Below are 23,791 nucleotides of genomic sequence, written 5' to 3'. Positions count from 1 at the left end.
CGCATGTCGCCTGTTGGCGCAACGCTTGGCTTTTGCTGTGAAATCCCGCCCATGATACTCCAACACAGGCGCGCCACCCCCGTGGCCCGCCTCTTTCGCCCCTATCGCTGCTCCCCGTTTGTGGCGGGAAATGGACAGATCTGCCCCTGCGAGATGCGCTGCCGACTCTGCCAGGGATGTGTTGCCAAATCGTCACAAGAATCCCAACTTCAGGAGAAGCAGGCGGATTGCCCGCACAAAAAAGCCCGGCACATCGGCCGGGCTTTTGTCTCTTCGAATGTCCGAGCGACTAGAAGCGAACCTTCAAGGAGGTCGATACACCGGCAGCGAGGTCATCATCGAACGTGTAGTTCGCCCGCTGGCCATAGGTCTGGCCGTCGATCACGACCGTGTTGGAGCTGCCCCCGGTCAGAAGAGCAAGAGCACCGGCGACGCGGAACTCGACATTTTTCGTCGGAGCGTAGGCAGCGCCGACGCCAAGCGTCCAGGTGTCCGTCTGGGTTCCGAAGTCCTGCGAGGTTCCACGGTCCCAGGTGACGCTGACGGCACCGCTCCACTGTTCGTTGAACTTGTGGCCGACGCCGCCGGAGACTGTCCAGCCGTCGCGGTAGCCGAGGTCGAGCGAGGTGATCCCGTTCGATGTCGTGCAGGTACCCGTGACCGCTGCGGAGCAGAACGGAATCTTCTGGAACTGGCTCCAGTCGACCCACTTTACGGAGCCGAAGGCCAGCCAATCCGGAGCGATACCGGACTGAACCTTCAACTCGATCACGTCCGGCATGTTCTGAGCGCCGTGTACGTCAAACGCCGGCGTCCCGTTGACCTGTGACAGATCAAGCGTGCCGGTGATGTCGTCCAGCTTCACTTCGCTGTTGTAGACGAGGCTTGCGCGGAAAGCATATTCCGGGATCTCATAGGCAACGCCGGCGCGCCAGCCCCAGCCGTCACCTTCCAGGTCCAAGCGGCCGACGCCCGTACGGAGTCCGCCAAATGCAGCAGGCACTCCTGTATAGTCTTGAACGAGACGCTCCTGAAAGCCGTAGACTTCCTGGTAGAATGTGCCGCCAATCAGGCGCAACTGCCCAGGACCTGCATCAAAACGGTAGGAGCAGGTCACCGCATAGTTCCGGCTTTCAACCTTGGTTTCGATATCCTCGTTGGCACCAGCCCAGTTCCGGCCAGGATTCTTGTGGGCGCCCCACGGCTCCGAGTAATCGAACATGCAGTCGGCGGCGTCGCCAATCGCGGCTTTCGCGCCGATCCGTGGGACCCAGTAGCTCTCGCTGCCATCCGCGGAATTCGGCAGGCTGTTGAGATTGCCGCCCCCGGTGGCACCTGCACCAGTGCCGTTGAATGGAAAAGCGCCGGAAGTCGTGTCGACGTCCCGTACATTGTTCAGCTCACGCTGCGGCGCCACGAATGTCACCGCAGACTCGGCTGCAAAGCGTCCCTCGTCGAACAGCAGGTCGATGTTGTAACCGCCGCGCTCAAGGCCTCCCGCCAGAGCCGTCGATGTCAGGGCGCAGCTCGTCGCAAGCACCAGAATCCCATTGGAAATAAGCGTCTTTTTCATTGTTCTCCCACCTCCCGGTATGTGATGGAGGCGAGTGTAGATGCTGTAAGGTAAATGACAACTTTCCGAAATTCGGCGCACCGTCCTGCGGGCCAAATCAAATTTACGTAACCTCGCTTGGAACAATTGATTTTCAGAAATTTATCGAAAAATTATTTTGCTGTTCGGCCGATACAACGAGTTCATTGAAATTAAATTCTACATCGCCACCACCCTGTGCCATTGTGGCAACATTGCGTCCGGCGATTGACGTAAACGGCAGATTGCCCACTCCTCGAGAGCAAATCCTAAAAGAAACGGCCCCGCAGCGGCGATTTGCGCTCCGGGGCCGCCAATTGGTGAGGGAAGCCTAGCCTGCTTCGGCGATTCTCTGCACTGCGGTCCTCAGGCTGTTCAACTGCACCTCAAGCTCCGCATGGCGCTCTCGTTCGGCGGCAACCACCTCCGGATCGGCATTCTGGACGAATTTTTCGTTTGCCAGCTTCTTGGCGATGCGTTCCCGCTCCGCCTCGACCTTTCCGATCGCCTTCTCGATGCGCGCCTTTTCGGCCGAGAGATCAATCAGGTTGCCGAGCGGCAGGCAGGCAATCGCTTCACCTACGACAACCTGGGCTGCCCCCTTCGGAGCGGCTGCGGCCATCTCGATGCTCTCGACGCGGGCCATCCGGCGGATGGCAGCATCGTGGCGCCTGAGGCGGGCTTGCGTGATCTCGCTCGCGCCGACGACGATCAGCGGCGCCACCGCCGACGGCGGGATGTTCATCTCCGCCCGGGCCGACCGCAGGCCGGAGACGAGATCCACCAGCCAGTTGATCTCCGCTGCGGCCGCCTCGTCAATAAACTCTGGAGCCGGCCAATCGGTGTGGCAAAGCAGCGTGTCGCGGCTTTCGGTGTGTGCCCAGAGCTCCTCCGTCATGAACGGCATGAAGGGATGCAGCAGCTTGTAGATCTCTTCGAGAACATAGGCCGCACAGGCCTGGGCCTCGGCCTTCGCCTGTTCGTCCTCGTCGGCAAAGATCGGCTTCAGAAGCTCGAGGTACCAGTCGCAGACCTGGTTCCAGACGAAGCGGTAGAGGGATCCGGCTGCGTCATTGAACCGCTGTCCCTCGATGGCGTCGGTGACATCGCGGATGGTGCCGGCAAGTTCCGTCAGGATCCAGCGATTGATGGTGAGCGTCGCGGTCTCCGGGATGAAGTGCGGATCGCGCTTGACGCCGTTCATCTCGGCAAAACGCGTGGCGTTCCACAGCTTGGTCCCGAAGTTGCGGTAGCCGGCGATGCGCGCCGGGTCGAGCTTCACGTCCCTGCCCTGCGCCGCCATGATGGCCAGCGTAAAGCGCAGCGCATCGGCGCCGTATTCGTCGATCAGCTCCAGCGGGTCGATGACGTTGCCCTTGGACTTCGACATCTTCTGGCCGTTCTTGTCGCGAACCAGCGCATGCACGTAGACCGTATGGAAAGGTTCGACCGGGTTTCCGGCCTCGTCCTTCATGAAGTGCATGCCCATCATCATCATCCGCGCGACCCAGAAGAAGATGATGTCGAAGCCGGTGACGAGCACGCTGGTCGGATAGTATTTCTCCAGCTCCTTCGTCTGCTCCGGCCAGCCCAGCGTCGAGAAGGGCCAGAGGGCCGAGGAGAACCAGGTGTCGAGCACGTCCTCGTCGCGGGTCAGGATCTCGCCCGGGCGGAAATTCTCCAGCAGATCCTCGACATAGGCCTTCATCGGGCCTTCGTGGGCGATGTAGTGCTGGATGGCGGCGTGCAGCGCCTCCTCCTCGGTCTTCTCTACGAAGACCTGGCCGTCCGGCCCGTACCATGCGGGGATCTGGTGTCCCCACCAGAGCTGGCGCGAAATGCACCAGGGCTGGATGTTGTCCATCCATTCGAAGTAGGTCTTGTCCCAGTTCTTCGGCACGAAGTTCGTGCGACCTTCGCGCACCGAGGCGATGGCCGGCTGGGCGAGCGTCTCGGCATCGACGAACCACTGGTCCGTCAGCATCGGCTCGATGACGACATTGGAGCGATCGCCGAAGGGCTGCATGAGCTTCTTGCTCTCGACATAGGGAATGTCGTTGCCCTCGTCGTCCTTGGCGGTAACGGCCAGACCTTCGGCATTGATCGCCTCGACGATCAGCTTGCGGGCGGTGTAGCGGTCGAGGCCGCGATATTCATCCGGCACAAGGTTGATGTCGTCGACCTCGGATTCCGAAGGCACGGTCCCGGATCTTGCGATCTCCAGCGCCTGCGCGGCACAGACCGCATAGGGCTCGCCGTCCTGGCGCAGCGAAGCTGTGCCATCCATCAGGCGGTAGAGCGGAATGTCGTTGCGCTTGGCGACCTGATAGTCGTTGAAATCGTGGGCGCCGGTGATCTTCACGGCACCGGACCCGAACAGCGGATCCGGGTACTCGTCGGTGATGATCGGGATCAGACGGCGATGCGCCTTCGGCCCGACCGGGATCTCGCAGAACTTGCCGACGATCGGCGCGTAGCGCTCGTCGGAGGGATGGACGGCAACCGCGCCGTCACCCAGCATCGTCTCCGGCCGGGTGGTGGCGATGGCGATGTAGTTGCGCTCCTCCTGAAGGATGATGTTACCGTCGGCATCCTTCTCGACGTAGGTGTAGGTCTCGCCGCCAGCCAGCGGGTACTTGAAGTGCCACATGTGGCCGTCGGCTTCGCGGTTCTCCACCTCGATGTCGGAGATCGCCGTCTCGAACTGCGGATCCCAGTTGACGAGCCGCTTGCCGCGATAGATGAGACCTTGCTTGTAAAGCGTTACGAAGACTTCGAGAACCGCTTCCGACAGTCCCTCATCCATGGTGAAGCGTTCGCGCGACCAGTCGCAGGATGCGCCGAGGCGCTTCAGCTGGTTGAAGATCAGCCCGCCCGACTCTTCCTTCCATTCCCAGATCTTGTCGATGAAGGCCTCACGGCCCATCTCGCGGCGACCGGGCAGCTGTCGCTCCGCCAGCTGCCTCTCGACCACCATCTGCGTCGCGATGCCGGCATGGTCCATGCCCGGCTGCCACAGCACATCCTTGCCGCGCATGCGCTCGAAGCGGACCATGATGTCCTGCAGCGTGTTGTTGAGCGCGTGGCCCATGTGCAGCGAGCCGGTGACGTTCGGCGGCGGGATCACGATGGTGAAAGGCTCCGCACCGGGCTTGGCATTGGCACCGGCCCGAAATGCGTCGGCCTCGTCCCATGCAGCGGCGATTTTCGGCTCAACGGCGGCGGAATCATAGGTTTTTTCGAGCATTTTCCGACCAGATCTGGAGTTCTTGTTGTGGGGTGTAAATAGGACTGGGAAATACGAGTCAATAAAAAAGCCGCCCCGTCACCGGAGCGGCCCCTGTTCGAAAATGGAGCGATGTCAGCGCCGCGGGCCGCGGGCGACGCGCTCGATTTCCTCGCGCACGAGGCGCTCCACGAGGGTCGGCAGATTGTCGTCGAGCCAATCCTGCAGCATCGGCCGCAGCATTTCCTGCGCCAGATCCTCCAGCGAGCGGTTCTGAATGCCGTCGAAGGCCGCGGCAAGCTCTCCGAAGGAGCGCGACACCTGCGCACCGGCCTCTTCTGACATCAGGCTGGCGGCGGATTCAATCCGCGCCGGCAGGCTCTGCGGCTCGGGCCGCTCGACCATGGCTGCTTCGGGCGCCCGGACGGGCTCGGCAGGAGCGGCAAAAACCGGAGCCTGCTCTTCTTCCAGCGCCTGCTGCTGTCTCGGCTCGGCGATCAGCCGCTCGGGCTGCTGGTAGGACATAATCTGTTCTGGTTCGCGGGCGGCGGGACGTTCGGGGAAGGCGGCGACGGCCGGAGCCGGAGCCCTGTGCTGACCGGGACGGTTCTCGTATGCGCGGTCGGCGCCGGCCCGCACGCGGGCTGCGACATCGGCCAGCGACAGCGACCGCTCCGGCTCAGGTTCTGCGAAAGGCCTGCGTGCGGGTTCTGCTCGCGCCGGCTGACCCGGATCGTTGGCAGCCACCTCCGAGGTCATGCCGAGGTCATCCTCGTCGAAATCCTCTTCGGCATAGACGGGGGGAAGCGAACGCGGCAGGCTGTCCTCGGCCTGAGGCTCATTGCTTTCGATGATCCGGCGGATGGACGCCAGTATCTCCTCCATCGACGGTTCACGCACTACATTTGGCTGAGCCATTTTCATCCCCGCAACTGACTGATCGGTCGGTTCGCATATCGCAACTCGAATCGCCTACAGTTTAGGGCACGGCCGTAGAGGGAAACAATCGCAGGATTCACAAGACCTTGCCGGACCCACAGATTTGTTCGCGGGTGAGTCCCGGCAGTCACACCGCAACTTGCGCGGCAGACGCCGTTTCTAGAACACGAAGCTTCTGGCGCGGCGGAAACCGGGAAGCGGCTTGACGCCGGCATTGAAGTGGACGCTCTCGGAGACGCTACCGCGTTCCTTGACCAGCCGCCTTGCCTGGGCAGCACTGCCATAGCCGATGACGGACACGAGGCGTCCGCCGTCACGCAGCTGTTCGATCAGGGCTTCCGGCACCTCTTCGATCGCGCCGTTCACGAAGATCAGGTCGAAGGGCGCCTCGGCAGGACAGCCCCGCTCCATCTCCCCCGGCACCACAGCGACGTTGTCGTAGCCGAGCGACGACAGCTTCTCGATCGCCTGACCGGCCAGGGCCTCGTCGGATTCGATCGACACGACGGAGCCGGCAATCAGCGAGAGAAGCGCGGAGACATAGCCGGTTCCGGTGCCGATCTCGAGGACGACGTCGTCCTTGGTGATCTGCGCCAGCTGCAGGAGCTTGGCGAGCGGCGAGGCTTCCATGAGGTAGCGGCCAGGCGCGATCTCGATGTCGTCATCGATGTAGGCGAGCGGCTTCAATTTAGCCGGGACGAATTCTTCGCGCGGGACGGCCAAAAATGCATCGAGCACCGAATAGGAGGTGACGTCGGTCGTGCGGATCTGGTTGTCGACCATCTTGGTGCGTGCGGCTTGGAAATCCATCATCTTGGCTGTCCCGGTTCGACCTGTCTGTGCCGTCTTTACTGGGCTGCCGCACCGCTTTCAAGTCGCACGCAGGTTTCCCGTTCAAAAACCTTGAACGCGCCCTCGCATGACTTCGGCGGCCACCCGGAAACAACCTCGCGGAAATCGACAGGACGCTCCCATCCCCTCTTGCGCCGCCTTTCGATTCGTTCTAAATGCCGCGCCACCACACGCTTTTATACCCCCCGGACGGCCTCGTGGCGGAGTGGTGACGCAGAGGACTGCAAATCCTCGTACCCCGGTTCAATTCCGGGCGAGGCCTCCAATTTTCCCTTCCCCCCTTTTTCAGGCAGCACCGTTGCCGCCAAGGCCAGCCGCCTGCTGTATCGGCCCATCGTCGTAGCTTTGCGGGGTAATAAACGCATGAGCAAACCGCGTTGCTCGCCGGACCGCTCTCATCGTTTCCCATAGCATCTTACGGATTGTTGATAGGGCTAACGGGTTCGTTAGAGGTAAGGCATACTGGGTGGTACCCGCACTGCTGGCCGCAGCGTTGGCCAAAGCGTGGATTGCCGTTCCGGACAACCGCTGACGCGTCGCGACCGAACAGCCAAAGCACCCGGTGCAACCGCAACATCCCACGCGGATTGTCGCGGTTGTAAAGATACATGGCGCAGAAGGATTAGAATGAGCAGATCAGCCGGTCCCGTAGGAAAGAAGGCGGGCAGAACCGACGTGCTAGCAGAAGGCGGAGACAAAAACGCACTGCGTCTCATGCAGATGATGCAACTTGATGACCGCAGAAGACGATGGGTCGCGAGCATGATCACGGCTCTCTGTTTTCTGGCCGCCGTGCCCGGCGTGCATGCACAGTCCGTGGAAGTCGAGAGCTTCGAGTACGAGTACGCTTCCGGCAGGGTGGTCCGGCTGACCGACATCGGATCGTCGCTGCCGAGCCCGGCGACGGGATCCAGGCTCGAAACGGAATACCCCGATATCGGCCCGATCCTCTTGTTCTGCACGGAACTCTCGGGGCCGCGCTTCGCCTATTTCGGCGGCGCGTTCTACAAGCTCAATGAAAAAGCGAGGCGGGAAGGCGCGCGCGTCGTCACCAACGAGGGCCCGCAGGGACTTCTGGATATCGATAAGCCACCCTCCCCCATGGCGGGAGACTTCAGGATGATCCTGAACCTCACGCGGGATGCAGGTGAAGGCTGCTGACAGCGTCTCCTACTCCGGTGCCCTAGAAGCGTATGACCGAGACGAACGGGACGGTGGCAATGACCGTGCCGTCTTCCTCGGTGATCTCGAAAGCCCGGCCGTCGATCACCTCGTCCCGCAACACTGCCTCGGCAACCATCTCCCGGGCGGACGACATGGCTTCCCGATGGGCGTCTTCGTGACAGGAGAATTCCGCACCTTCGATATCTGGCTCGAAAGTGCCTCCTTCCCGGATATGGAAATAATATCTTGCCATGGTGTGACAAAAACCACGATCCCTGCGGGAGGTTCCTGCATTCGCCAGATATTTGAACGCAAGCGACTGTTTTTGTTCGAAGGCTCGTTTTGCTGCAGGAGAAGAGGCCGCTGCACGGCGTCTGGAAGCAAGCGCGCCAATAAAGACCAGCCCTTCAGGCGGGCCAGTAGATGTCCGATTGGAAGTCGGGCGGGATCGCCGCCAATTCCCCCAGCGTCTTGGCCACGAACTGGATCTGGAGGGCCCGGTAATGGATTTCCCGCGGCATCGGGACACCGGTCGCCATCTGCCGGCTCCGCCACCGTTCGTAGCCCAGGCTGAGCAGGCGCCGTTCCGCCTCACTCTCGACATCGATGCGTCGCGGCGTCGGCAACTTGATAGTCACTGCGTGGAGGGCTGCCAAACCGCCCTCGATCACTCTCAGGTTCATGTCCGTCCTCTTCACCCCGAGCACAGATTCGGTGATTCTGCTGCCCGGCGGCAAGAGCGAGTTCTCATCGGTGAAACTTGCGGTACACCGCAAAGCTGTTAAAATTCGGGTTGATCGGCGGGGAGGACCGCCGTTCACCCGTTTGCGGAGGAGGAAGCCGCGATGCATGTCCTGGAATTCGTGACAGCGCTCAATCCCTTCGTGCTCGCCATTCTGGCGATCGCGATCGTGTGCGGCTGCTATGACCGGTGGCTCCTGCCGAAGTAGGAGGTCGGCACAACCCGGTCATCCGGCTGCTTTGCCGAAGCAACCAATGCTGCTATTCATCCGCGCTCCAGAGACGACAGGAGTGTGGACGTGCAGGACGGTTCGGATTTCAAAGACAGCTCAGCCTCGCTGAGCGAAACGCTGAGAACGGTGATCTCAAAGATATCGGGATCCTCCGTGACCCTTCGCGACCTGATGGCCGAAGTGGGGGAGCACGGCCTGCTTCTGATGTGCGCACTGGCCTCCCTGCCCTTTCTGATCCCTGTTTCCATTCCAGGCGTCAGCACCGTGTTCGGCTTTGCCATCATCCTGATCAGCCTGTCGGTCGCCTTCAACCGGCTGCCCTGGATGCCCCGCCAGATCCTGGACCGGAAGCTCGACACCACGAAACTGGTCCCGGCGCTGGAGAAGGGAGCCGCTCTCGTGTCGCGGCTCGATGCCTATCTCAAGCCTCGGATGTCGGGATTCGTTGCCGGGGCGCTGATGAACCGTGTCAACGGGCTGGCAATCGCCTTCGGCGGCGTGCTTCTGATGTTTCCGCTCGGTCTCATTCCGCTCTCCAACACGCTGCCGGGAATAGCCATCCTGTTGCTGACGACGGGAATGATCCAGCGCGACGGGCTGATCGTCGCCGCCGGCTATGCATTTCTGGTCATTACGGTGATCTACTTCGTCGTGCTTGGCCTGATGGCCTACGGCGCCGGCCAGGGCCTGGCGGCGATGTTCGCCTAGCCGTTTCGCCTTTGACGGCGGCGTTGCCACCAGATGGCCATACGCCGTCGCCTGCGCCTGACGAAGTGCAGGTCATGCGACAGGACGATGACACCCAGCGGCAGCATCCAGAACCCGAGAATCGGGAGGAAACCGAGGGTGCCGCCGGTGATGAGGCCGGTGCCGATCGCGATCCGCCCGATGCGCGAGCGGGGCATGGCGATCTCCCAGGAGCCAAGCACGAGCTTGCCGCTTTTCGGATCCATCCCGAAGCGCATCGTTTTCCGTTCCGTCGTCGTCAAATTCGTCTGCCTCGCAACTCACGCCATGCCGGCTCCAGATGGGGCGATATCTCGCGCAAAACAAGCGAGGCCAATTTTTTTAGAAAAACCGCTTGGCAAACGGCCAAAGCATTTGTATTACCCCGCTCGACGCCGCGACCGAGCGGTTGTTCCCTGGTAGCTCAGCGGTAGAGCATTCGACTGTTAATCGACAGGTCGCCGGTTCGAATCCGGCCCGGGGAGCCATATTCTTCAGTAAGCGTCTGTTTTCTGTTCAGCAAAATGCGAAGCAGACGCTTTCTTCCCCACTCCCCCCTCCTCGCTGTCATGGTCACGCCCAATAGGCATCGCCCCGTGGACACTGCCCACTCGTGACTGGGCGCGCGCCTCTGGAGCCCTTGGAAACGCCCGTAAGCAACCCACATCGTGCAGTTGAACCGGAGGGACAAAAATGGGCATATTCGACGGACTACTCGGGCATGGATCCACCGTGGATCCCGCCGACCTCAACAAGCGCCTCGCCGGCGTCCTGATTGAGGGCGAGACGCCTCAACTGGCTTTCAAGATTATCCGGGACTTCTTCGTCTTCACGGAGCATCGCGTCATCCTTGTCGACATCCAGGGGATGACGGGCAGCAAGGTCGACTATACCTCCATACCCTATCGAGCCATCACTCGGTTTGCCGTGGAAACGGCCGGCACCTTCGACCTGGACTCGGAGCTGAAGATCTGGGTGTCGGGAACGAGCGCGCCGATTACAAAGACCCTGAAGAAGGGGACTGATGTGCGCGGCATCCAGAGGGCGTTGGCCACCGGCGTGCTGCGGTAGACAAACCAAAACCAGCCGACCTTTCAATCCCACCGCTGGTGGCCCCTCTCGGTGTCCCGTGGCGAGGCGGTTGCCGGGTGTGGTCGGCGAATGAGGCGGGCGAATTCGAGATCATGAGGGCCCGACCGCCTCCCGTGGACAACGGCTTTCGCCGAGGGAGGCCAACCGCAGTTTAATGAGAACAATCTACATTAGAGGGAACAACTTTCGCTGCAGGAAGTTAGATCGCGGTAGTCAACATCAGGCCGAATGCCCGGCTCCCTCGGAGGAATATAATGTTTACCAAACTTCTCACAACCACCGCCTTCACCCTTGTTCTGGCTTCGGGCGCATTCGCCCAGGCGAGCGGTTCGAACGACTCGGGCAGCACCGGTGGCAGCACCGGCGGTGCGTCGAGCGGCACTGATGCGGGCGCTTCGACCGGTGGCACCGGCGGTTCCGCGACTGGTGCTGGCACGGCTGCCGCCGGCGCCGGTTCTTCAACCAGCACGAGTGCCCGCGACAGCGACGACAACGATTGCACCGACGCAAGCTCGGAGAAGGTCGGCACCACGGACAGCTCCACGGCGCCTCAGGTTGCCTGCGCCGAATAATCACGGCGCCGAATTGAACTGGAAAGGCCGGTCCCGCGACCGGCCTTTTTCGTGCCGTCCACGCAGACGCATCCACCGGATATAATTTCCGCGCCGCCGCCGCATGCTAAAACGCTATTTCTTGCCGCAGAGCGCTTGTTTGCAGAGAAGACGGAATCTACATCTGAGCCAACAGAAGGCCATTCCCATGACACTCGATACCTCCGTTCTCGGCACCATCGGCAACACGCCACTCATCCGCCTGAAGAAGGCGTCAGAAGAGACAGGCTGCGAGATCTTCGGCAAGGCCGAGTTCCTCAATCCCGGCCAGTCGGTCAAGGATCGCGCAGCGCTCTACATCATCCGCGATGCTGAACGAAAAGGACTGCTTCAGCCTGGCGGTATCATTGTCGAGGGAACGGCGGGCAATACCGGTATCGGTCTCACGCTCGTGGCAAAGGCTCTCGGCTACCGCACCGTGATCGTCATCCCGGAAACCCAGAGCCAGGAGAAAAAGGACGCCTTGCGGCTGCTCGGCGCCGAATTGGTCGAGGTCCCGGCGGTCCCCTACAAGAACCCCAACAACTATGTAAAGGTGTCGGGGCGGCTTGCGGACGAGCTGGCGAGAACCAATCCGGCCGGGGCCATCTGGGCAAACCAGTTCGACAATGTCGCCAACCGCGAGGCGCATGTGGATACGACCGCGGTGGAGATCCTGGAGCAGACAGATGGCAAGGTGGATGGCTTCATCTGCGCTGTCGGCTCCGGCGGCACGCTTGCGGGCGTCGCCAAGGGATTGAGGGCCAAGAAGCCGGGCGTGAAGATTGGTCTTGCCGATCCCGAGGGTGCAGCTCTCTACGAATATTACGCCCATGGCGAATTGAAGTCGGAAGGCTCATCGATCACCGAGGGCATCGGCCAGGGGCGGATCACGGCGAACCTGGAGGGCTTCACACCCGATTACGCCTATCGCATCTCCGACGCCGAGGCGCTGCCGCTGATCTTCGATCTTGTCGAGCACGAGGGCCTCTGCCTCGGCGGCTCGTCCGGCATCAACATCGGCGGGGCGGTCCGCCTTGCACGCGATCTCGGACCGGGGCATACCATCGTCACCATCCTGTGCGACTACGGCAACCGCTACCAGTCGAAACTCTTCAACCCGGACTTCCTGCGCTCCAAGGAGCTGCCGGTACCGGAATGGCTGACGACGAAGACCGACATCGCCGCTCCCTTCGAGACAGTCTGAGACCCTATGCCCGTTGATGCCCTCTTCCGAGACGATTTCTATCTGAAAACCGTCGAAGCCACCGTCACCGCCGTCCACGAGGACGGCGGGATAGAGCTGGACCAGACATGCTTCTATGCGACCTCCGGGGGGCAGCCCGGGGACACGGGATACCTGGAACGCGCGGACGGAAGTCGAATCCAGCTCGGCCAGACAAGGCATGGCGCCAGCAAGGACATCATCCTCCACGTGCCGCTGGAAGGGCAGACGCAGCCGCTCGTCGGCGAGCGGCTAAAGCTCACCATCGACTGGGATCGCCGCCACCGCCTGATGCGCATGCACACGGCCTGCCATCTGCTCTCCGTCGTCTGCCCCCATCCGATCACGGGCGCTGCCGTCGGCGAAGATGATTCCCGTGTCGACTTCGACATGAGCGAGACGATCGACAAGGACGCCGTGACGGCAGAGCTGATGGCGCTCGTCAATGCGGATCACCCGGTCTATCTCCAGTGGATCACCGACGACGAGCTTGCAGCCAATCCGGGCATCGTGAAATCGAAGAATGTCCGCCCGCCCGTCGGGCTCGGACGCGTCAGCCTGGTCTGCATCGGCGACAATTCCAGCGTTGACAGCCAGCCCTGCGGCGGCACACATGTGGCCCGGACCGGAGAGATCGGCGCCATCCACATTGCCAAGATCGAGAAGAAGGGCAAGGAGAACCGGCGGTTCCGCATTCGCTTCGGCGAGGCTCCGGCGGATATCTGACGTCAAATTGAAGAGAGGATGCCCATGACCCAGTCCAGCCGTTTCGTCGTTTCGTCAGAATGGCTCGAGGGGGAGCTCGGCAGTCCCGATCTTCGCGTGGTCGACGCTTCCTTCTACCTTCCCGCCCAGAAGCGGAACGCCGACGCCGAATATGCGGCGGGCCATATTCCCGGCGCCGTCCGTTTCGACCATGACAAGGTTGCCGATCACTCCACCGATCTGCCGCACATGGTCCCCTCGCCCGCGGTTTTCGCAGGGGCCGTCGGCAAGATGGGCATCAGCGAGACCGACCGGATCGTCATCTATGACGGGCCCGGCATCTTTTCCGCCCCGCGTGGCTGGTGGCTGTTTCGCGTCATGGGGGCGCAGAACGTCTTCATTCTCGACGGCGGCATCGATGGCTGGCGACGCGAGGGCCGGCCGCTGGAAACCGCCGTCCCGACACCCGAGGAACGCCTGTTCACTCCGGCGCTGCAGCCGGAAAAGGTCATCGATCTCGACACGATGAAACTGATCGTCGATGCCGGCACCATACAGATCGCCGACGCACGCGGCGCGGCGCGCTTCGAAGGGACCGAGCCCGAGCCGCGGCAGGGGCTGCGGTCCGGACACATGCCCGGTGCCCGCAACCTTCCGTCGAACGTGTTTTCCGCCGATGGCAAGCTGAGGCCTGTACCGGAGCTGCGCGCCATCCTGGAAGGCGCCGGCCTCGACCTCGACCGTCCGGTGGTGACGAGCTGCGGCTCCGGCGTCACGGCAGCCATCATCACGCTCGCGCTCCATTCCGTGGGGCACGAGGACAATGCACTTTACGACGGATCCTGGACGGAATGGGGTGGACGCTCCGACACGCCGGTCGTCACCGGTCCCGCCACAGACAGGACCTGAACGCATGGCCAAGACACCCACGCCGCTGACCGCACACGTCACCCAGCTCGAGATGACAGCGCCGCCCAAAGCCTCGCTTCCGGTGCCCGTGAACCTGCAGACGGCCGTCATTCGTGCGCCGGAGATCCCGCTGCATTTCTATCGCTACCTGTACCGGCAGGTCGGCAAGCGCTGGCACTGGTACAACCGGCTGAAGATGACCGACGAGCAGCTTGCCGCCATCATCCACAACCCTCGGGTTTCGGTGACCGTGCTCTACGTCAACGGCGCGCCGGCCGGCTTCTTCGAATTGTCGAAAGAGAGCGAGGAGTGGACGGAGCTCTCCTATTTCGGCCTGTTCGAACACGCCATCGGACTTGGCATCGGTAAGTGGTTCTTGCTGCAGGCGCTCTACGCCGCCTGGCAGGACATGCCGCAGAAGGTAACGGTGACGACGAACACGCTGGATCACCCACGGGCGCTGCAGCTCTACCAGATGATGGGCTTTCAACCGGTGTCGACAAGCGAAGCCATCGTGCAGCCGATGACCGACAAAGAGCTGTTGAAGGTGCTCGACGGCTAGGGTCGCAGGAATCGGGTGGCCGCTCGGGCCGCAATGATGATGGATGAGCGGAGCCAACAGGAGACCGCCATCATGCCCCCGCTTCACTTCACAGCCATGCCCACCGAACATGCCCATGCGCTGCAGTCCGGAGGCGTCGACGCCTACGGTCGTCAGCCTGAAAAAATGGTATCCCCGGGCGGAGGTATGCCCTGCCGGCATTGCCTCGATCACATCACGGAGGGCGAGGATCTGCTGGTCGTCGCCTACCGGCCCTTCCCCGAACTGCAGCCCTACGCCGAAATCGGTCCGATCTTCCTGCATGCGAAGGCCTGCCCTCGCTACGCGGCCGCCGAAGTGCTGCCGCCGATCCTCACGACCAGCCCCGACTTCATCCTCCGCGGCTATGGATCGAATGACCGCATCGTCTATGGCACCGGAGCAGTGACGCTGCAGGAGGATATCGTTTTCCGCGCCGAAGAGCTGCTGGCGCGTGCGGATGTCGCCTATGTCCACGTCCGCTCGGCGCGCAACAACTGCTATCAGTGCCGGATCGACCGGGCCTGACCGGCTTCAGTCCCTTTGACTGAAACCGGCGATCTGCTGCGGCAGGGAGGGCGACCGTCGTGCAGCCGCCCTGCCCTCCCGAACCGTCAGGCCACCGCGAGCAGGCTCTCCGGCGCGTGGGCCTCGTAGCCCAATGCCTCAGCGACCGCGGCATTGGCGACGCGTCCCCGGTGGACGTTGAGGCCATTGCGCAGGTGCTTGTCCTCGGCAAGCGCACGAAGGCCGCGGTCTGCCAGCGCCAGTCCGTATTGCAGCGTCGCATTGTTGAGCGCATGCGCCGAGGTCACCGGCACGGCACCCGGCATGTTGGCGACGCAGTAGTGGACGATGCCCTCGACCTCGTAGGTCGGGTCCGAATGGGTCGTGGCATGGGAGGTTTCGAAGCAGCCGCCCTGGTCGATCGCGACGTCGACCATGACCGCGCCCTGCTTCATGCCGGACAGCATGTCGCGGCTGACCAGCTTCGGTGCCGCGGCGCCGGGGATCAGCACCGCCCCGATCACCAGGTCGGCCGCAAAGACTTCCTCCTCCAAGGCATCGATGGTGGAATAGCGGGTGTGGACGCGGCCGTTGAAGATGTCGTCCAGCTGGCGCAGGCGCGGCAGCGAGCGGTCGATGATCGAGACATCGGCCCCCAGACCGACCGCCATCTTGGCCGCATGCAGGCCGACGACGCCGCCGCCGATCACCGCAACCTTGGCCGGCAGCACGCCCGGCACGCCGCCGAGCAGGATGCCGCGGCCGCCGTTCGCCTTCTGCAGGGCCGTGGCACCGGCCTGGATGGCCAGCCTTCCGGCGACTTCCGACATAGGCGCCAGAAGCGGCAGGCCGCCGCGTTCATCGGTCACCGTCTCGTAGGCGACGGCCGTCACGCCGGATGCCAGCAGCCCCTTGGTCTGCTCCGGGTCGGGCGCCAGATGAAGATAGGTGTAGAGGATCTGCCCTTCCCGAAGCTGCGCCCATTCCTGCGGCTGCGGCTCCTTGACCTTGACGATCATGTCCGATCTCTCGAACACTTCCTTCGCCGTGCTGGCGATCCGGGCACCGGCTGCCACATAGGCGCCGTCGTCGGCGCCGATCCCGGCGCCGGCCTTCGTCTCGATCAGCACCTCGTGTCCATGGGCCACATATTCGCGCACCGCGCCCGGCGTCAGGCCGACACGATATTCATGGTTCTTGATTTCCTTCGGGCATCCGACACGCATCAAGCGTTCCTCTCCTCTGATGGCATTCAGCCAATTGTTCTTAAGGAGGAAACCAGACCAAAAAACGCAAGCAATGTCCTTGCGAAGGTGGATTGGCTTTGGCGGGATTTTCGCGGATATTTGCGTTAGTGGTCGCATAACGGGAGATCCTTGCAGATGCAGCAGCCAGACACGATCGATCTTGCGATGATGCGCATCCTCCAGCAGGAGGGACGGATCTCCAATGCGGAGCTCGCCCAGCGGGTCGGGCTGTCGCAATCGGCCTGCTCGCGGCGTCTGGCGGCACTGGAGTCCGATCAGATCATCAGCGGCTATCACGCGCGCCTTTCCAACAAGGCGCTCGACTACAAGATGATGGTCATTGTCCATATCTCGCTGTCGGGGCAGTTCGCCAAGACGCTCACCGAGTTCGAGGCGGCCGTGAAGCGATGCCCCAACGTCCTCGTCTGCTATCTGATGTCGGGCGAATACGACTACATCCTGCGCGTGGCCGCCAAGGACCTGGAGGACTACGAGCGCATCCACCGCGATTGGCTCTCGGCGCTTCCGCATGTGGTCAAGATCAACTCGAGCTTCGCGCTGCGGGAGATCATCGACCGTCCCAATGTGGGGCTGTGAGAGCACGATCCGTCAAATCCGAGCAATCGGAATAAGCGGAAGGCAAGGAGCGCCTGGTAGAGTCCATTTCGGGACGTGGAGGCCGCAGCCGATGAACAACGACAAGCCTGGCATAAAGAACCGTGCCGCAGAGCGCACGAAGACGAGCATCTACGGCACGGTCCAGTACTTCAACCAGTCTGCCAGGGGCCGGGTGGTGGATCTGTCGGCGACCGGCATCGCCCTCGAGCTACAGGATGCCTTCGCAGCCGCCAGCGGAAGCCACGTCAAGATCGAGAGCGATGAACTCGGATTTATAGAGGGCACGGTCAAATGGTGCTGCGGAAGTCGGATCGGCATCGAGATAAGCCTCAACAGCAATGCACTGGCTCAGGTCTCGTCCTACTTCCGGTTCTTTCACAAGGACACAGCTCGGATGACCGCGCGGCAAGCATAGGCCGCCGTCGGCAATAGCGGCAGGTCCTGCACCCGAGATGTAGTTGAGCTGTCACTTTCCCGGTGTACTTGGCTGCAATTGCGCCTAATCTCGCTTTGGCAAACCGTCCCTACCGGAGTTCCCCATGTCGTCGTCCCCTCTCCTCCCGATCACCCGCCGCTCGCTGCTCGGTGGCCTGGCCGCCACCTCGGCGCTCGTCGTGCTGCACCCCTTTGCGGCGCGTGCGCAGGCCAACCAGGCGCATCTGCGGATCATGGAAACCACCGACATCCACGTCCACGTCTTTCCGTACGACTATTACGGCGACAAGCCGAACGACACGATGGGCCTTGCCCGCACCGCCTCGATCATCGATGCCATCCGCGCCGAGGCCGGCAATTCGATGCTGATCGACAACGGCGACTTCCTGCAGGGCAATCCGATGGGCGACTATATCGCCTACGAGCGCGGCATGAACGAAGGCGACCAGCACCCGGTCGTCAAGGCAATGAATGTTCTCGGCTACGACGCCGGCACGCTCGGAAACCACGAATTCAACTACGGCCTCGACTTCATGTTCAAGGTGCTCTCCGGCGCCGGCTTCCCTTACGTCTGCGCCAACCTCACCAAGGGCCAGCTGGCCTCCGACCCGAAGCAGGACGACCTGTTCTTCAAGCCCTATGTCATCCTTGAGAAGCAGATCCGCGACGGCTCGGGCGCCACCAGCCCGGTCAAGGTCGGCTTCATCGGCTTCGTGCCGCCGCAGATCATGCTCTGGGACGCCAAGCACCTCGAAGGCAAGGCGCAGACGCGCGACATCATCGAGGCCGCCCAGGCCTGGGTGCCGGTGATGCGCGAGGAAGGCGCGGACATCATCGTCGCGCTGTCGCACTCGGGCATCGACGGCTCGGGCATGAGCGAGCGCATGGAAAATGCTTCACTCTATCTTGCCGGCGTCGACGGCATCGATGCCGTCTTTACCGGTCACCAGCACCTGGTCTTCCCCGGCCCGAAGGATTTCGAAGGCATTGCTGGCGCCGATGCCGTCAGGGGCACGCTGATGGGCAAGCCCGCCGTCATGGCCGGCTTCTGGGGCTCGCACATGGGCCTCATCGACCTGCTGCTGGAAAAGGACGGCAACAGCTGGAAGATCGTCGATTTCACCACCGAAGCGCGGCCGATCTACCATCGCGACGCCGACCGCAAGGTGGTCGCCGACGTCGAGGACCAGCCGCAGGTGCTCGCCGCGGCCAAGGAGGATCACGAGGCGACGCTTGCCTATGTCCGCCGTCCGGTCGGCAAGACATCGGCACCGCTCTATTCCTACTTCGCCCTCGTCGCCGATGATCCCTCGGTGCAGATTGTCGCCAATGCGCAGGTCTGGTACATCGAGGACATGCTGAAGGACGGCGAGTACAAGGACTATCCGGTCCTCTCCGCTGCCGCTCCCTTCAAGGCCGGTGGCCGTGGCGGTGCGGAATACTATACCGACGTCCCGGCCGGCGACATCGCGATCAAGAACGTCGCCGATCTCTACCTCTACCCGAACACGGTGCAGGCGGTGCTGATCACCGGCGAGCAGGTGAAGAACTGGCTGGAAATGTCGGCCGGCATGTTCAACCAGGTCGAGCCGGGTGCCAAGGATGCGCCGCTGATCAACACCGGCTTCCCGTCCTACAACTTCGACGTCATCGACGGCGTCAGCTACCAGATCGACCTGTCGCAGCCGGCTCGCTTCGACAAGGACGGCGCTCTGGTGAACGCAGACTCGCACCGCATCACCGACCTGCAGTTCGACGGCAAGCCGATCGATCCGGCGCAGAAGTTCGTCGTGGCCACCAACAACTACCGCGCCGGCGGTGGCGGCAAGTTTCCGGAGATCGCCGGCGACAAGGTGATCTTCGTGGCGCCCGACACCAACCGCGACGTCGTCGTCCGCTACATCATGGACCAGGGCACGATCAACCCGTCGGCGGACGCCAACTGGTCGTTCAAGCCGATGGAGGGCACGACAGCGATCTTCGAGACGGGGCCGAAGGGTCGTGAGTATGCCGCGGAGATCAAGGGCGCGAAGATCGAGGATGCCGGCGACGGCGCCGAGGGATTTGCGAAATTCCGTCTGGTGCTCTAGGGCGAGCACCAGACGCCGCATCCGCTTTCCAAGGCCGCCGTCAGGCGGCCTTTTTCGTCGGGCCGGCCAGCTTCTGTAACAAGAGCCTCAACTCCGGCGGCGGTGCCTTTTCGACGCGGCGATAGTCGCTGCCGTCGCGGTTCCTGCGCATCAGGCCGAGATCGACGAGATCGCGGCGCAGGAGCGCTGCATCGCCGAAGAGATGGAGATCGTTCAGGAGATCGCCGATCTCACGCTCGGAGAAGCTGCGCTTCGGCGGGATGCGCGACCACAGCAACCACAGGCAAAGCTCCTGCTGGGACCGCTTGCTCGGCCAGCGGATGATCCGGCCATCGGTGTCGAAGACACGAAGGGTCCTCGACACCCGCGTCTCGTCGGCCGGCGGCGGCGTGTCGATAGTCCGGGCCACGTCCGGGAGCGGATCTGTCGTTCCGGCGCTGGATCTGAAGTGCTGATAGTTTCGATAGCCGCCTGCCCTGCTCAACAGGTTGAGCATCTCGACATGGCTCGGCGCATGGTCAAGCCTGCCGATCTGGTCGCGCAGCGATTTGGCGAAGGCCGACAGGTCGGCGACTTCCATCGGGAAGATGGTTCTGGTCATCTCTTATCCTCGACGTGCCGGTCCATTTCAGGTGTCGATGGTCGCCGTCTTGTCGAGCAGGCACGGGATAAGTGCTGATGATCTCTTCTAATGCAGGTTTAGCTTCCCATGCGGGACGGCGACGCTCGGTGAACTGCTGACCGATTGCTTCTTTTACCGGCTCCGTCACAAAGGTCAACGCCCTCATTCGGCCGCAGAACGCACCGCGATCTTGCGGCTTTGCTCCGCCAGGCCCGTCATGCTGGCGTGGTTCGGGCAGTTCGACAGGCGGGTCCGGAAGGCATCGATCAGCCAGGTGCCTGCAGGCCCTGGCGGGTTGGAGACCTTGCGAAGCGCATAGATCGGGTATTCCCCCTGCTCGTAGGCGTCGAGCTTCAGCGCCACGAGCCGACCGCTCTCCAGATCCTCGCGCACCAGCGAGGACGGCAGGCCGCCCCAGCCAAGGCCGCCACGAATGAGCTGATGCTTGGTGGCGATGTCGCTGACCCGCCAAGTCTTGTAGGAGAGGACGTTGAAATTGCGGCCATTCGTCAGGCCGGACGCATCGGTGACCACCAGTTGCGTCTCCTCGCGGACGTCCGCCAGGGTCAGCGGCCGGTCGATCCGTCCGAGAGGATGTTCCGCTGCAGCGATCGGCACCATGGAGGAATGGCCGATCTTTTCTGCGGCGATCGTGTCGTCCTGCTTCAGCAGCGCGCCGCCAAGTCCGATCCCGGCCCGGCCGGTGGAGACCATGTCCATGACCATGCCGAGTTCGCCGACGTTGAGGTTCAGGGCGACAGTCGGGAACCGCCTGCCGAACTCCCGCAGTTCGTCGACCACAACCTCGGCCGGCACCATGACGCTGATGGCAAGTGAAAGCTCCGGCTCCAGCCCCTCCTTGAAGCTCTTGGCACGCGCCCGCATGACCTGCAGGCCGGCGACGATGCGGCGCGCATCCGGCAGCATCGCGCTGCCCGCGTCGGTCAGCCTCGGCTGCCGCAGGCCGCTGCGTTCAAACAGCGGAACCTCAAGCTGCGCCTCGAGGTTGGCGATCGTGTAGCTGATGACAGATTGCGCCCTGTTCAACGCGCGGGCAGCGGCCGAAAAGCTGCCGGTCTCGGCGACGGCGAGAAAGACCTGCATCTGGTCGAGGGTCGGATTGGCATCCATGCATCTATCCAATTAATCGATATCAACTTTCTAGATTATCCCGGTTAAATCGATGGGCGGCAAGACCTATCTGATGGCTGGCGGCGAACGCCGCGTCGCCCACGACCTCCCAAGTCGACCACCGATCAAGCCAAGGAAGATAGTTATGTCATCCATCCTTCTCGTTACCTCGAGCCCCCGCGACGATTCGCTCTCGACCAAGGTCGCCACCGCCTTCGTCGACAAGCTGACTGCCCGCAAGCCGGAAACGGCTGTCGTCCACCGTGACCTCGGCAAGACGCCGATCGCGCATCTCGACATCGTGACCACGTCTGCCATTCGCAAGCAGCCTGCCGACCGCAATCCGGAAGAGGCCGCTGCAGCTGCCGTATCGGACGAGATGGTGGCCGAGCTGATGGCAGCCGATACGGTGGTGATCGCCACCGGCCTCATCAACTTCAACATCTATTCGACGCTGAAGTCCTGGATCGACAATGTCGCCCGCGCCGGCATGACCTTCCGCTACACGGCAGAAGGCCCGGAGGGTCTCGCCACAGGCAAGAAGGTCTACATCGTGCTGTCGGCCGCCGGGATCTATTCCGAAGGTCCTGCCATGGGCATGAACCACGCCACTCCCTACCTGAAGACCGTTCTCGCCTTCATGGGCATGACCGATGTCGAAGTGGTCTATGTGGAAGGCACGGCCTTCGGACCGGAAGCCTTCGAGAAGGCGCTGGCGGATGCGGAAGCGACGACATCGCGCCTGGCGCTGGCTGCCTGAGGCATCCCCTTCCCGTCAAATGCAGAAACGGCCGCGGCAATCGCCGCGGCCGTTTCATTTGGATCGATACCAATGTCCTTGCGACCGGCCTCAGGCCGAGCGGGACTTTTCGCCATCGGAAAACAGCGACGGACCGTTCTGGTCGATGATCTGGCGCGCCTTGCGGAAGGTGCAGTCGACCGCCTCGTCCATCGAGGTGAAGACGTCGGCGCGGATGAAATTGCGCACCAGCACCTCGCCGCCGACCTCCTTCTCGATGCGGCCGGCCAGCCGCAGCTGATTGCCCTCGCGGATCGGCGTTGCGAAGATCCTGCAATCGCCGTGGAGCTGCGGCTCGGCGGCCGGTGCCGCGGAAGCCTCCGCCTTGGAGCCGCCTGAGAAGATCGAGAGGATGCCGGAAAGGAAAGAAGCCATATGCGCTGCCTATCATAATCGCGGGGTTGGAGAAAGATGCCTGCCTGGCGTCACCGGGCGGTGACGCGCCTCAGATGATCAGGTTGGCGAGGATCTCGTTCTCGGTGATGTCCTGGTAGCCGAGGTCGGCGGCTTCGAAGCGCGCGAGCAACCCCTCAAAATTGCCGGGGTCGCGCGTTTCGATGCCGATCAGGATCGAACCGAAGTTGCGGGCCGATTTCTTCAGGTACTCGAAGCGCGAGATGTCGTCTTCCGGCCCCAGCAGGTTGAGGAAGTCGCGCAGTGCCCCGGGGCGCTGGGCCAGCCGCAGGATGAAGTATTTCTTCAGCCCCAGGTGGCGCATCGCCCGCTCCTTGACGTCCGGCAGGCGCTCGAAATCGAAGTTTCCGCCCGAAACCACCGCGACGACCGTCTTGCCCGCCAGGCGCTCAGGGCCGAGCATCTCGAGCGCCGTCAGCGACAGGGCGCCCGCCGGCTCCAGCACGAAGCCCTCGATGTTGAGCATTTCGGTGATGGTCACGCAGATGGCGTTTTCCGGCGCCAGCAGCACCTGCTCGGGCGAAAACCCCTTCAGCGTCTCGAAATTGAGGTCGCCGATCCGGGCCACGGCGGCGCCGTCGACGAAATTGTCGACCTTGGAGAGACGCACCGCGACGCCGGCTTCGAGGCTGCGGCGCAGGCTCGGCGCGCCTTCCGGCTCGACCAGCACGAAGCATTCCGGCGGCATCCGACCGCGCAGATAGCCGGTGATCCCCGAGGAGAGGCCGCCGCCGCCGACCGGCAGGACCATCAGATCCGGTCGCGCACCCTCCGGCAACTGTGCCATGATTTCTGCGGCGACCGTCGCCTGGCCTTCGATGATGTCGGCATGGTCGAAGGGCGGCACCATGAAGCCGCCGGTCTCGGCCACATAGGCGTTGGCGGCCGCATAGCACTGGTCGAAGATATCGCCGATCAGCCGGATGGTGATGAACTCGCCGCCGAAGATGCGCGTCTTGTCGATCTTCTGCTGCGGCGTGGTCACCGGCATGAAGACGACGCCAGGCACCTGGAAATGGCGGCAGACGAAGGCAAAGCCCTGGGCGTGATTGCCGGCGGAGGCGCAGACGAAGGTGCGGCCCGTTTCGCCGCTTGCCATCACCTTGCGCAGAAAGTTGAAGGCGCCGCGGATCTTGTAGGAGCGCACCGGCGAGAGATCCTCGCGCTTCAGCCAGACATCGGCGCCATAACGACGGCTCAGGTGCTCGTTCAACTGCAGCGGCGTCTCCGGGAAGATCTCCCGCAATGCCACGCTCGCCTCATCCACTGCCACTGTGTTCACGTCTGCTCCGTCCATTGAATTTCCAATGTCTTCCCGCTATGCCATAGCCAACCGCAAGAGACCAAATCATCTT

The 23,791-nt window shown here is 62.7% G+C and carries 25 protein-coding genes and 2 tRNA genes; 15 read left to right on the top strand and 12 right to left on the bottom strand.

All coding sequences use genetic code 11. From position 1 onward, the window contains the following. Nucleotides 1–289: 289 nt before the first annotated feature. The 4 genes from M1E10_RS15925 to M1E10_RS15910 all read right to left on the bottom strand — a co-directional run bounded on the left by M1E10_RS15925 (nt 290) and on the right by M1E10_RS15910 (nt 6,566). Complete coding sequence (locus M1E10_RS15925; protein ID WP_499173805.1) at nt 290–1,573, bottom strand: OmpP1/FadL family transporter; 1,284 nt, start codon at nt 1,571–1,573, stop codon at nt 290–292. A 349-nt stretch (nt 1,574–1,922) separates the two neighbouring features. After that, a complete protein-coding gene (locus M1E10_RS15920) occupies nt 1,923–4,838 on the bottom strand; it encodes a valine--tRNA ligase (protein WP_499173804.1) in 2,916 nt (971 codons plus the stop codon). Nucleotides 4,839–4,952: 114 nt separating this feature from the next. Continuing rightward, entirely contained in the window at nt 4,953–5,735 is a 783-nt protein-coding gene (locus tag M1E10_RS15915; protein ID WP_499173803.1) for a PopZ family protein, read from the bottom strand. A gap of 180 nt (nt 5,736–5,915) precedes the next feature. Beyond that, a complete protein-coding gene (locus tag M1E10_RS15910) occupies nt 5,916–6,566 on the bottom strand; it encodes a protein-L-isoaspartate O-methyltransferase family protein (protein ID WP_499177198.1) in 651 nt (216 codons plus the stop codon). A gap of 233 nt (nt 6,567–6,799) precedes the next feature. Here M1E10_RS15910 and M1E10_RS15905 point away from each other — a divergent pair. Further along, nucleotides 6,800–6,873: transfer RNA gene (locus tag M1E10_RS15905), tRNA-Cys, on the top strand. Between the two features lie 497 nt (nt 6,874–7,370). Continuing rightward, nucleotides 7,371–7,769: a hypothetical protein gene (locus M1E10_RS15900; RefSeq protein WP_499173802.1), complete on the top strand. Its 399-nt coding sequence runs from the start codon at nt 7,371–7,373 to the stop codon at nt 7,767–7,769. Nucleotides 7,770–7,791: 22 nt separating this feature from the next. Here the strand turns inward: M1E10_RS15900 and M1E10_RS15895 are convergent, their stop codons facing one another. Together M1E10_RS15895 and M1E10_RS15890 are read right to left on the bottom strand one after the other, a co-directional pair. Then, nucleotides 7,792–8,025, bottom strand: a complete 234-nt coding sequence (locus M1E10_RS15895; protein WP_499173801.1) for a DUF6894 family protein — start codon at nt 8,023–8,025, stop codon at nt 7,792–7,794. A gap of 154 nt (nt 8,026–8,179) precedes the next feature. Continuing rightward, the gene (locus M1E10_RS15890) at nt 8,180–8,455 is read right to left on the bottom strand and encodes a hypothetical protein (protein WP_499173800.1); all 276 of its coding nucleotides are present in this window, start codon (nt 8,453–8,455) and stop codon (nt 8,180–8,182) included. A gap of 357 nt (nt 8,456–8,812) precedes the next feature. On the opposite strand from M1E10_RS15890, the gene M1E10_RS15885 reads away from it, so the two are divergent. Continuing rightward, a complete protein-coding gene (locus tag M1E10_RS15885; protein WP_499173799.1) occupies nt 8,813–9,454 on the top strand; it encodes an exopolysaccharide biosynthesis protein in 642 nt (213 codons plus the stop codon). Here M1E10_RS15885 and M1E10_RS15880 read toward each other — a convergent pair. Then, nucleotides 9,451–9,711, bottom strand: a complete 261-nt coding sequence (locus M1E10_RS15880) for a hypothetical protein (protein ID WP_499177197.1) — start codon at nt 9,709–9,711, stop codon at nt 9,451–9,453. The genes M1E10_RS15885 and M1E10_RS15880 overlap by 4 nt on opposite strands. Before the next feature lie 174 nt (nt 9,712–9,885). Here M1E10_RS15880 and M1E10_RS15875 point away from each other — a divergent pair. The 8 genes from M1E10_RS15875 to M1E10_RS15840 all read left to right on the top strand — a co-directional run bounded on the left by M1E10_RS15875 (nt 9,886) and on the right by M1E10_RS15840 (nt 15,101). Then, nucleotides 9,886–9,960, top strand: a tRNA-Asn gene (locus tag M1E10_RS15875). Nucleotides 9,961–10,165: 205 nt separating this feature from the next. After that, nucleotides 10,166–10,543: a PH domain-containing protein gene (locus M1E10_RS15870; RefSeq protein WP_499173798.1), complete on the top strand. Its 378-nt coding sequence runs from the start codon at nt 10,166–10,168 to the stop codon at nt 10,541–10,543. 275 nt (nt 10,544–10,818) lie between these two features. Further along, the gene (locus M1E10_RS15865; protein ID WP_499173797.1) at nt 10,819–11,136 is read left to right on the top strand and encodes a hypothetical protein; all 318 of its coding nucleotides are present in this window, start codon (nt 10,819–10,821) and stop codon (nt 11,134–11,136) included. Between the two features lie 187 nt (nt 11,137–11,323). Beyond that, entirely contained in the window at nt 11,324–12,361 is a 1,038-nt protein-coding gene (locus M1E10_RS15860; protein ID WP_499173796.1) for a cysteine synthase A, read from the top strand. 6 nt (nt 12,362–12,367) lie between these two features. Then, nucleotides 12,368–13,105: an alanyl-tRNA editing protein gene (locus M1E10_RS15855; protein WP_499173795.1), complete on the top strand. Its 738-nt coding sequence runs from the start codon at nt 12,368–12,370 to the stop codon at nt 13,103–13,105. 24 nt (nt 13,106–13,129) lie between these two features. Next, entirely contained in the window at nt 13,130–13,993 is an 864-nt protein-coding gene (gene sseA / locus M1E10_RS15850) for a sulfurtransferase (RefSeq protein ID WP_499173794.1), read from the top strand. Nucleotides 13,994–13,997: 4 nt separating this feature from the next. Next, complete coding sequence (locus M1E10_RS15845) at nt 13,998–14,555, top strand: GNAT family N-acetyltransferase (protein ID WP_499173793.1); 558 nt, start codon at nt 13,998–14,000, stop codon at nt 14,553–14,555. 72 nt (nt 14,556–14,627) lie between these two features. Next, nucleotides 14,628–15,101 carry a DUF1203 domain-containing protein gene (locus M1E10_RS15840; protein WP_499173792.1) on the top strand — a complete coding sequence of 158 codons (474 nt, stop codon included), beginning with the start codon at nt 14,628–14,630 and terminating at the stop codon, nt 15,099–15,101. A gap of 86 nt (nt 15,102–15,187) precedes the next feature. Here M1E10_RS15840 and ald read toward each other — a convergent pair whose 3' ends face one another. Continuing rightward, nucleotides 15,188–16,306: an alanine dehydrogenase gene (gene ald / locus M1E10_RS15835; RefSeq protein WP_499173791.1), complete on the bottom strand. Its 1,119-nt coding sequence runs from the start codon at nt 16,304–16,306 to the stop codon at nt 15,188–15,190. A 156-nt stretch (nt 16,307–16,462) separates the two neighbouring features. On the opposite strand from ald, the gene M1E10_RS15830 reads away from it, so the two are divergent. The 3 genes from M1E10_RS15830 (at nt 16,463) to M1E10_RS15820 (ending at nt 19,470) form a co-directional block, all read left to right on the top strand. Further along, nucleotides 16,463–16,924 carry an Lrp/AsnC family transcriptional regulator gene (locus M1E10_RS15830; RefSeq protein ID WP_499173790.1) on the top strand — a complete coding sequence of 154 codons (462 nt, stop codon included), beginning with the start codon at nt 16,463–16,465 and terminating at the stop codon, nt 16,922–16,924. 91 nt (nt 16,925–17,015) lie between these two features. Beyond that, nucleotides 17,016–17,360, top strand: a complete 345-nt coding sequence (locus M1E10_RS15825) for a PilZ domain-containing protein (protein ID WP_499173789.1) — start codon at nt 17,016–17,018, stop codon at nt 17,358–17,360. Nucleotides 17,361–17,484: 124 nt separating this feature from the next. Then, the gene (locus M1E10_RS15820; RefSeq protein WP_499173788.1) at nt 17,485–19,470 is read left to right on the top strand and encodes a 2',3'-cyclic-nucleotide 2'-phosphodiesterase/3'-nucleotidase; all 1,986 of its coding nucleotides are present in this window, start codon (nt 17,485–17,487) and stop codon (nt 19,468–19,470) included. Nucleotides 19,471–19,510: 40 nt separating this feature from the next. Here the strand turns inward: M1E10_RS15820 and M1E10_RS15815 are convergent, their stop codons facing one another. After that, a complete protein-coding gene (locus tag M1E10_RS15815) occupies nt 19,511–20,071 on the bottom strand; it encodes a DUF2087 domain-containing protein (RefSeq protein ID WP_499173787.1) in 561 nt (186 codons plus the stop codon). 183 nt (nt 20,072–20,254) lie between these two features. Beyond that, a complete protein-coding gene (locus M1E10_RS15810; protein WP_499173786.1) occupies nt 20,255–21,223 on the bottom strand; it encodes a LysR family transcriptional regulator in 969 nt (322 codons plus the stop codon). A gap of 145 nt (nt 21,224–21,368) precedes the next feature. On the opposite strand from M1E10_RS15810, the gene M1E10_RS15805 reads away from it, so the two are divergent. Then, entirely contained in the window at nt 21,369–21,983 is a 615-nt protein-coding gene (locus M1E10_RS15805; RefSeq protein ID WP_499173785.1) for an FMN-dependent NADH-azoreductase, read from the top strand. Nucleotides 21,984–22,073: 90 nt separating this feature from the next. Here the strand turns inward: M1E10_RS15805 and M1E10_RS15800 are convergent, their stop codons facing one another. Beyond that, nucleotides 22,074–22,397, bottom strand: coding sequence for an HlyU family transcriptional regulator (locus M1E10_RS15800; protein WP_499173784.1), 324 nt, complete (start codon nt 22,395–22,397; stop codon nt 22,074–22,076). Nucleotides 22,398–22,467: 70 nt separating this feature from the next. Then, a complete protein-coding gene (ilvA, locus tag M1E10_RS15795) occupies nt 22,468–23,718 on the bottom strand; it encodes a threonine ammonia-lyase (RefSeq protein WP_499173783.1) in 1,251 nt (416 codons plus the stop codon). Between the last annotated feature and the right edge of the window lie 73 nt (nt 23,719–23,791).

The organism is Rhizobium sp. PK7-22 (assembly GCF_056530405.1).
Note: the sequence above shows the minus strand (reverse complement) of the source record. Positions and strands in the feature narration are given on the sequence as shown.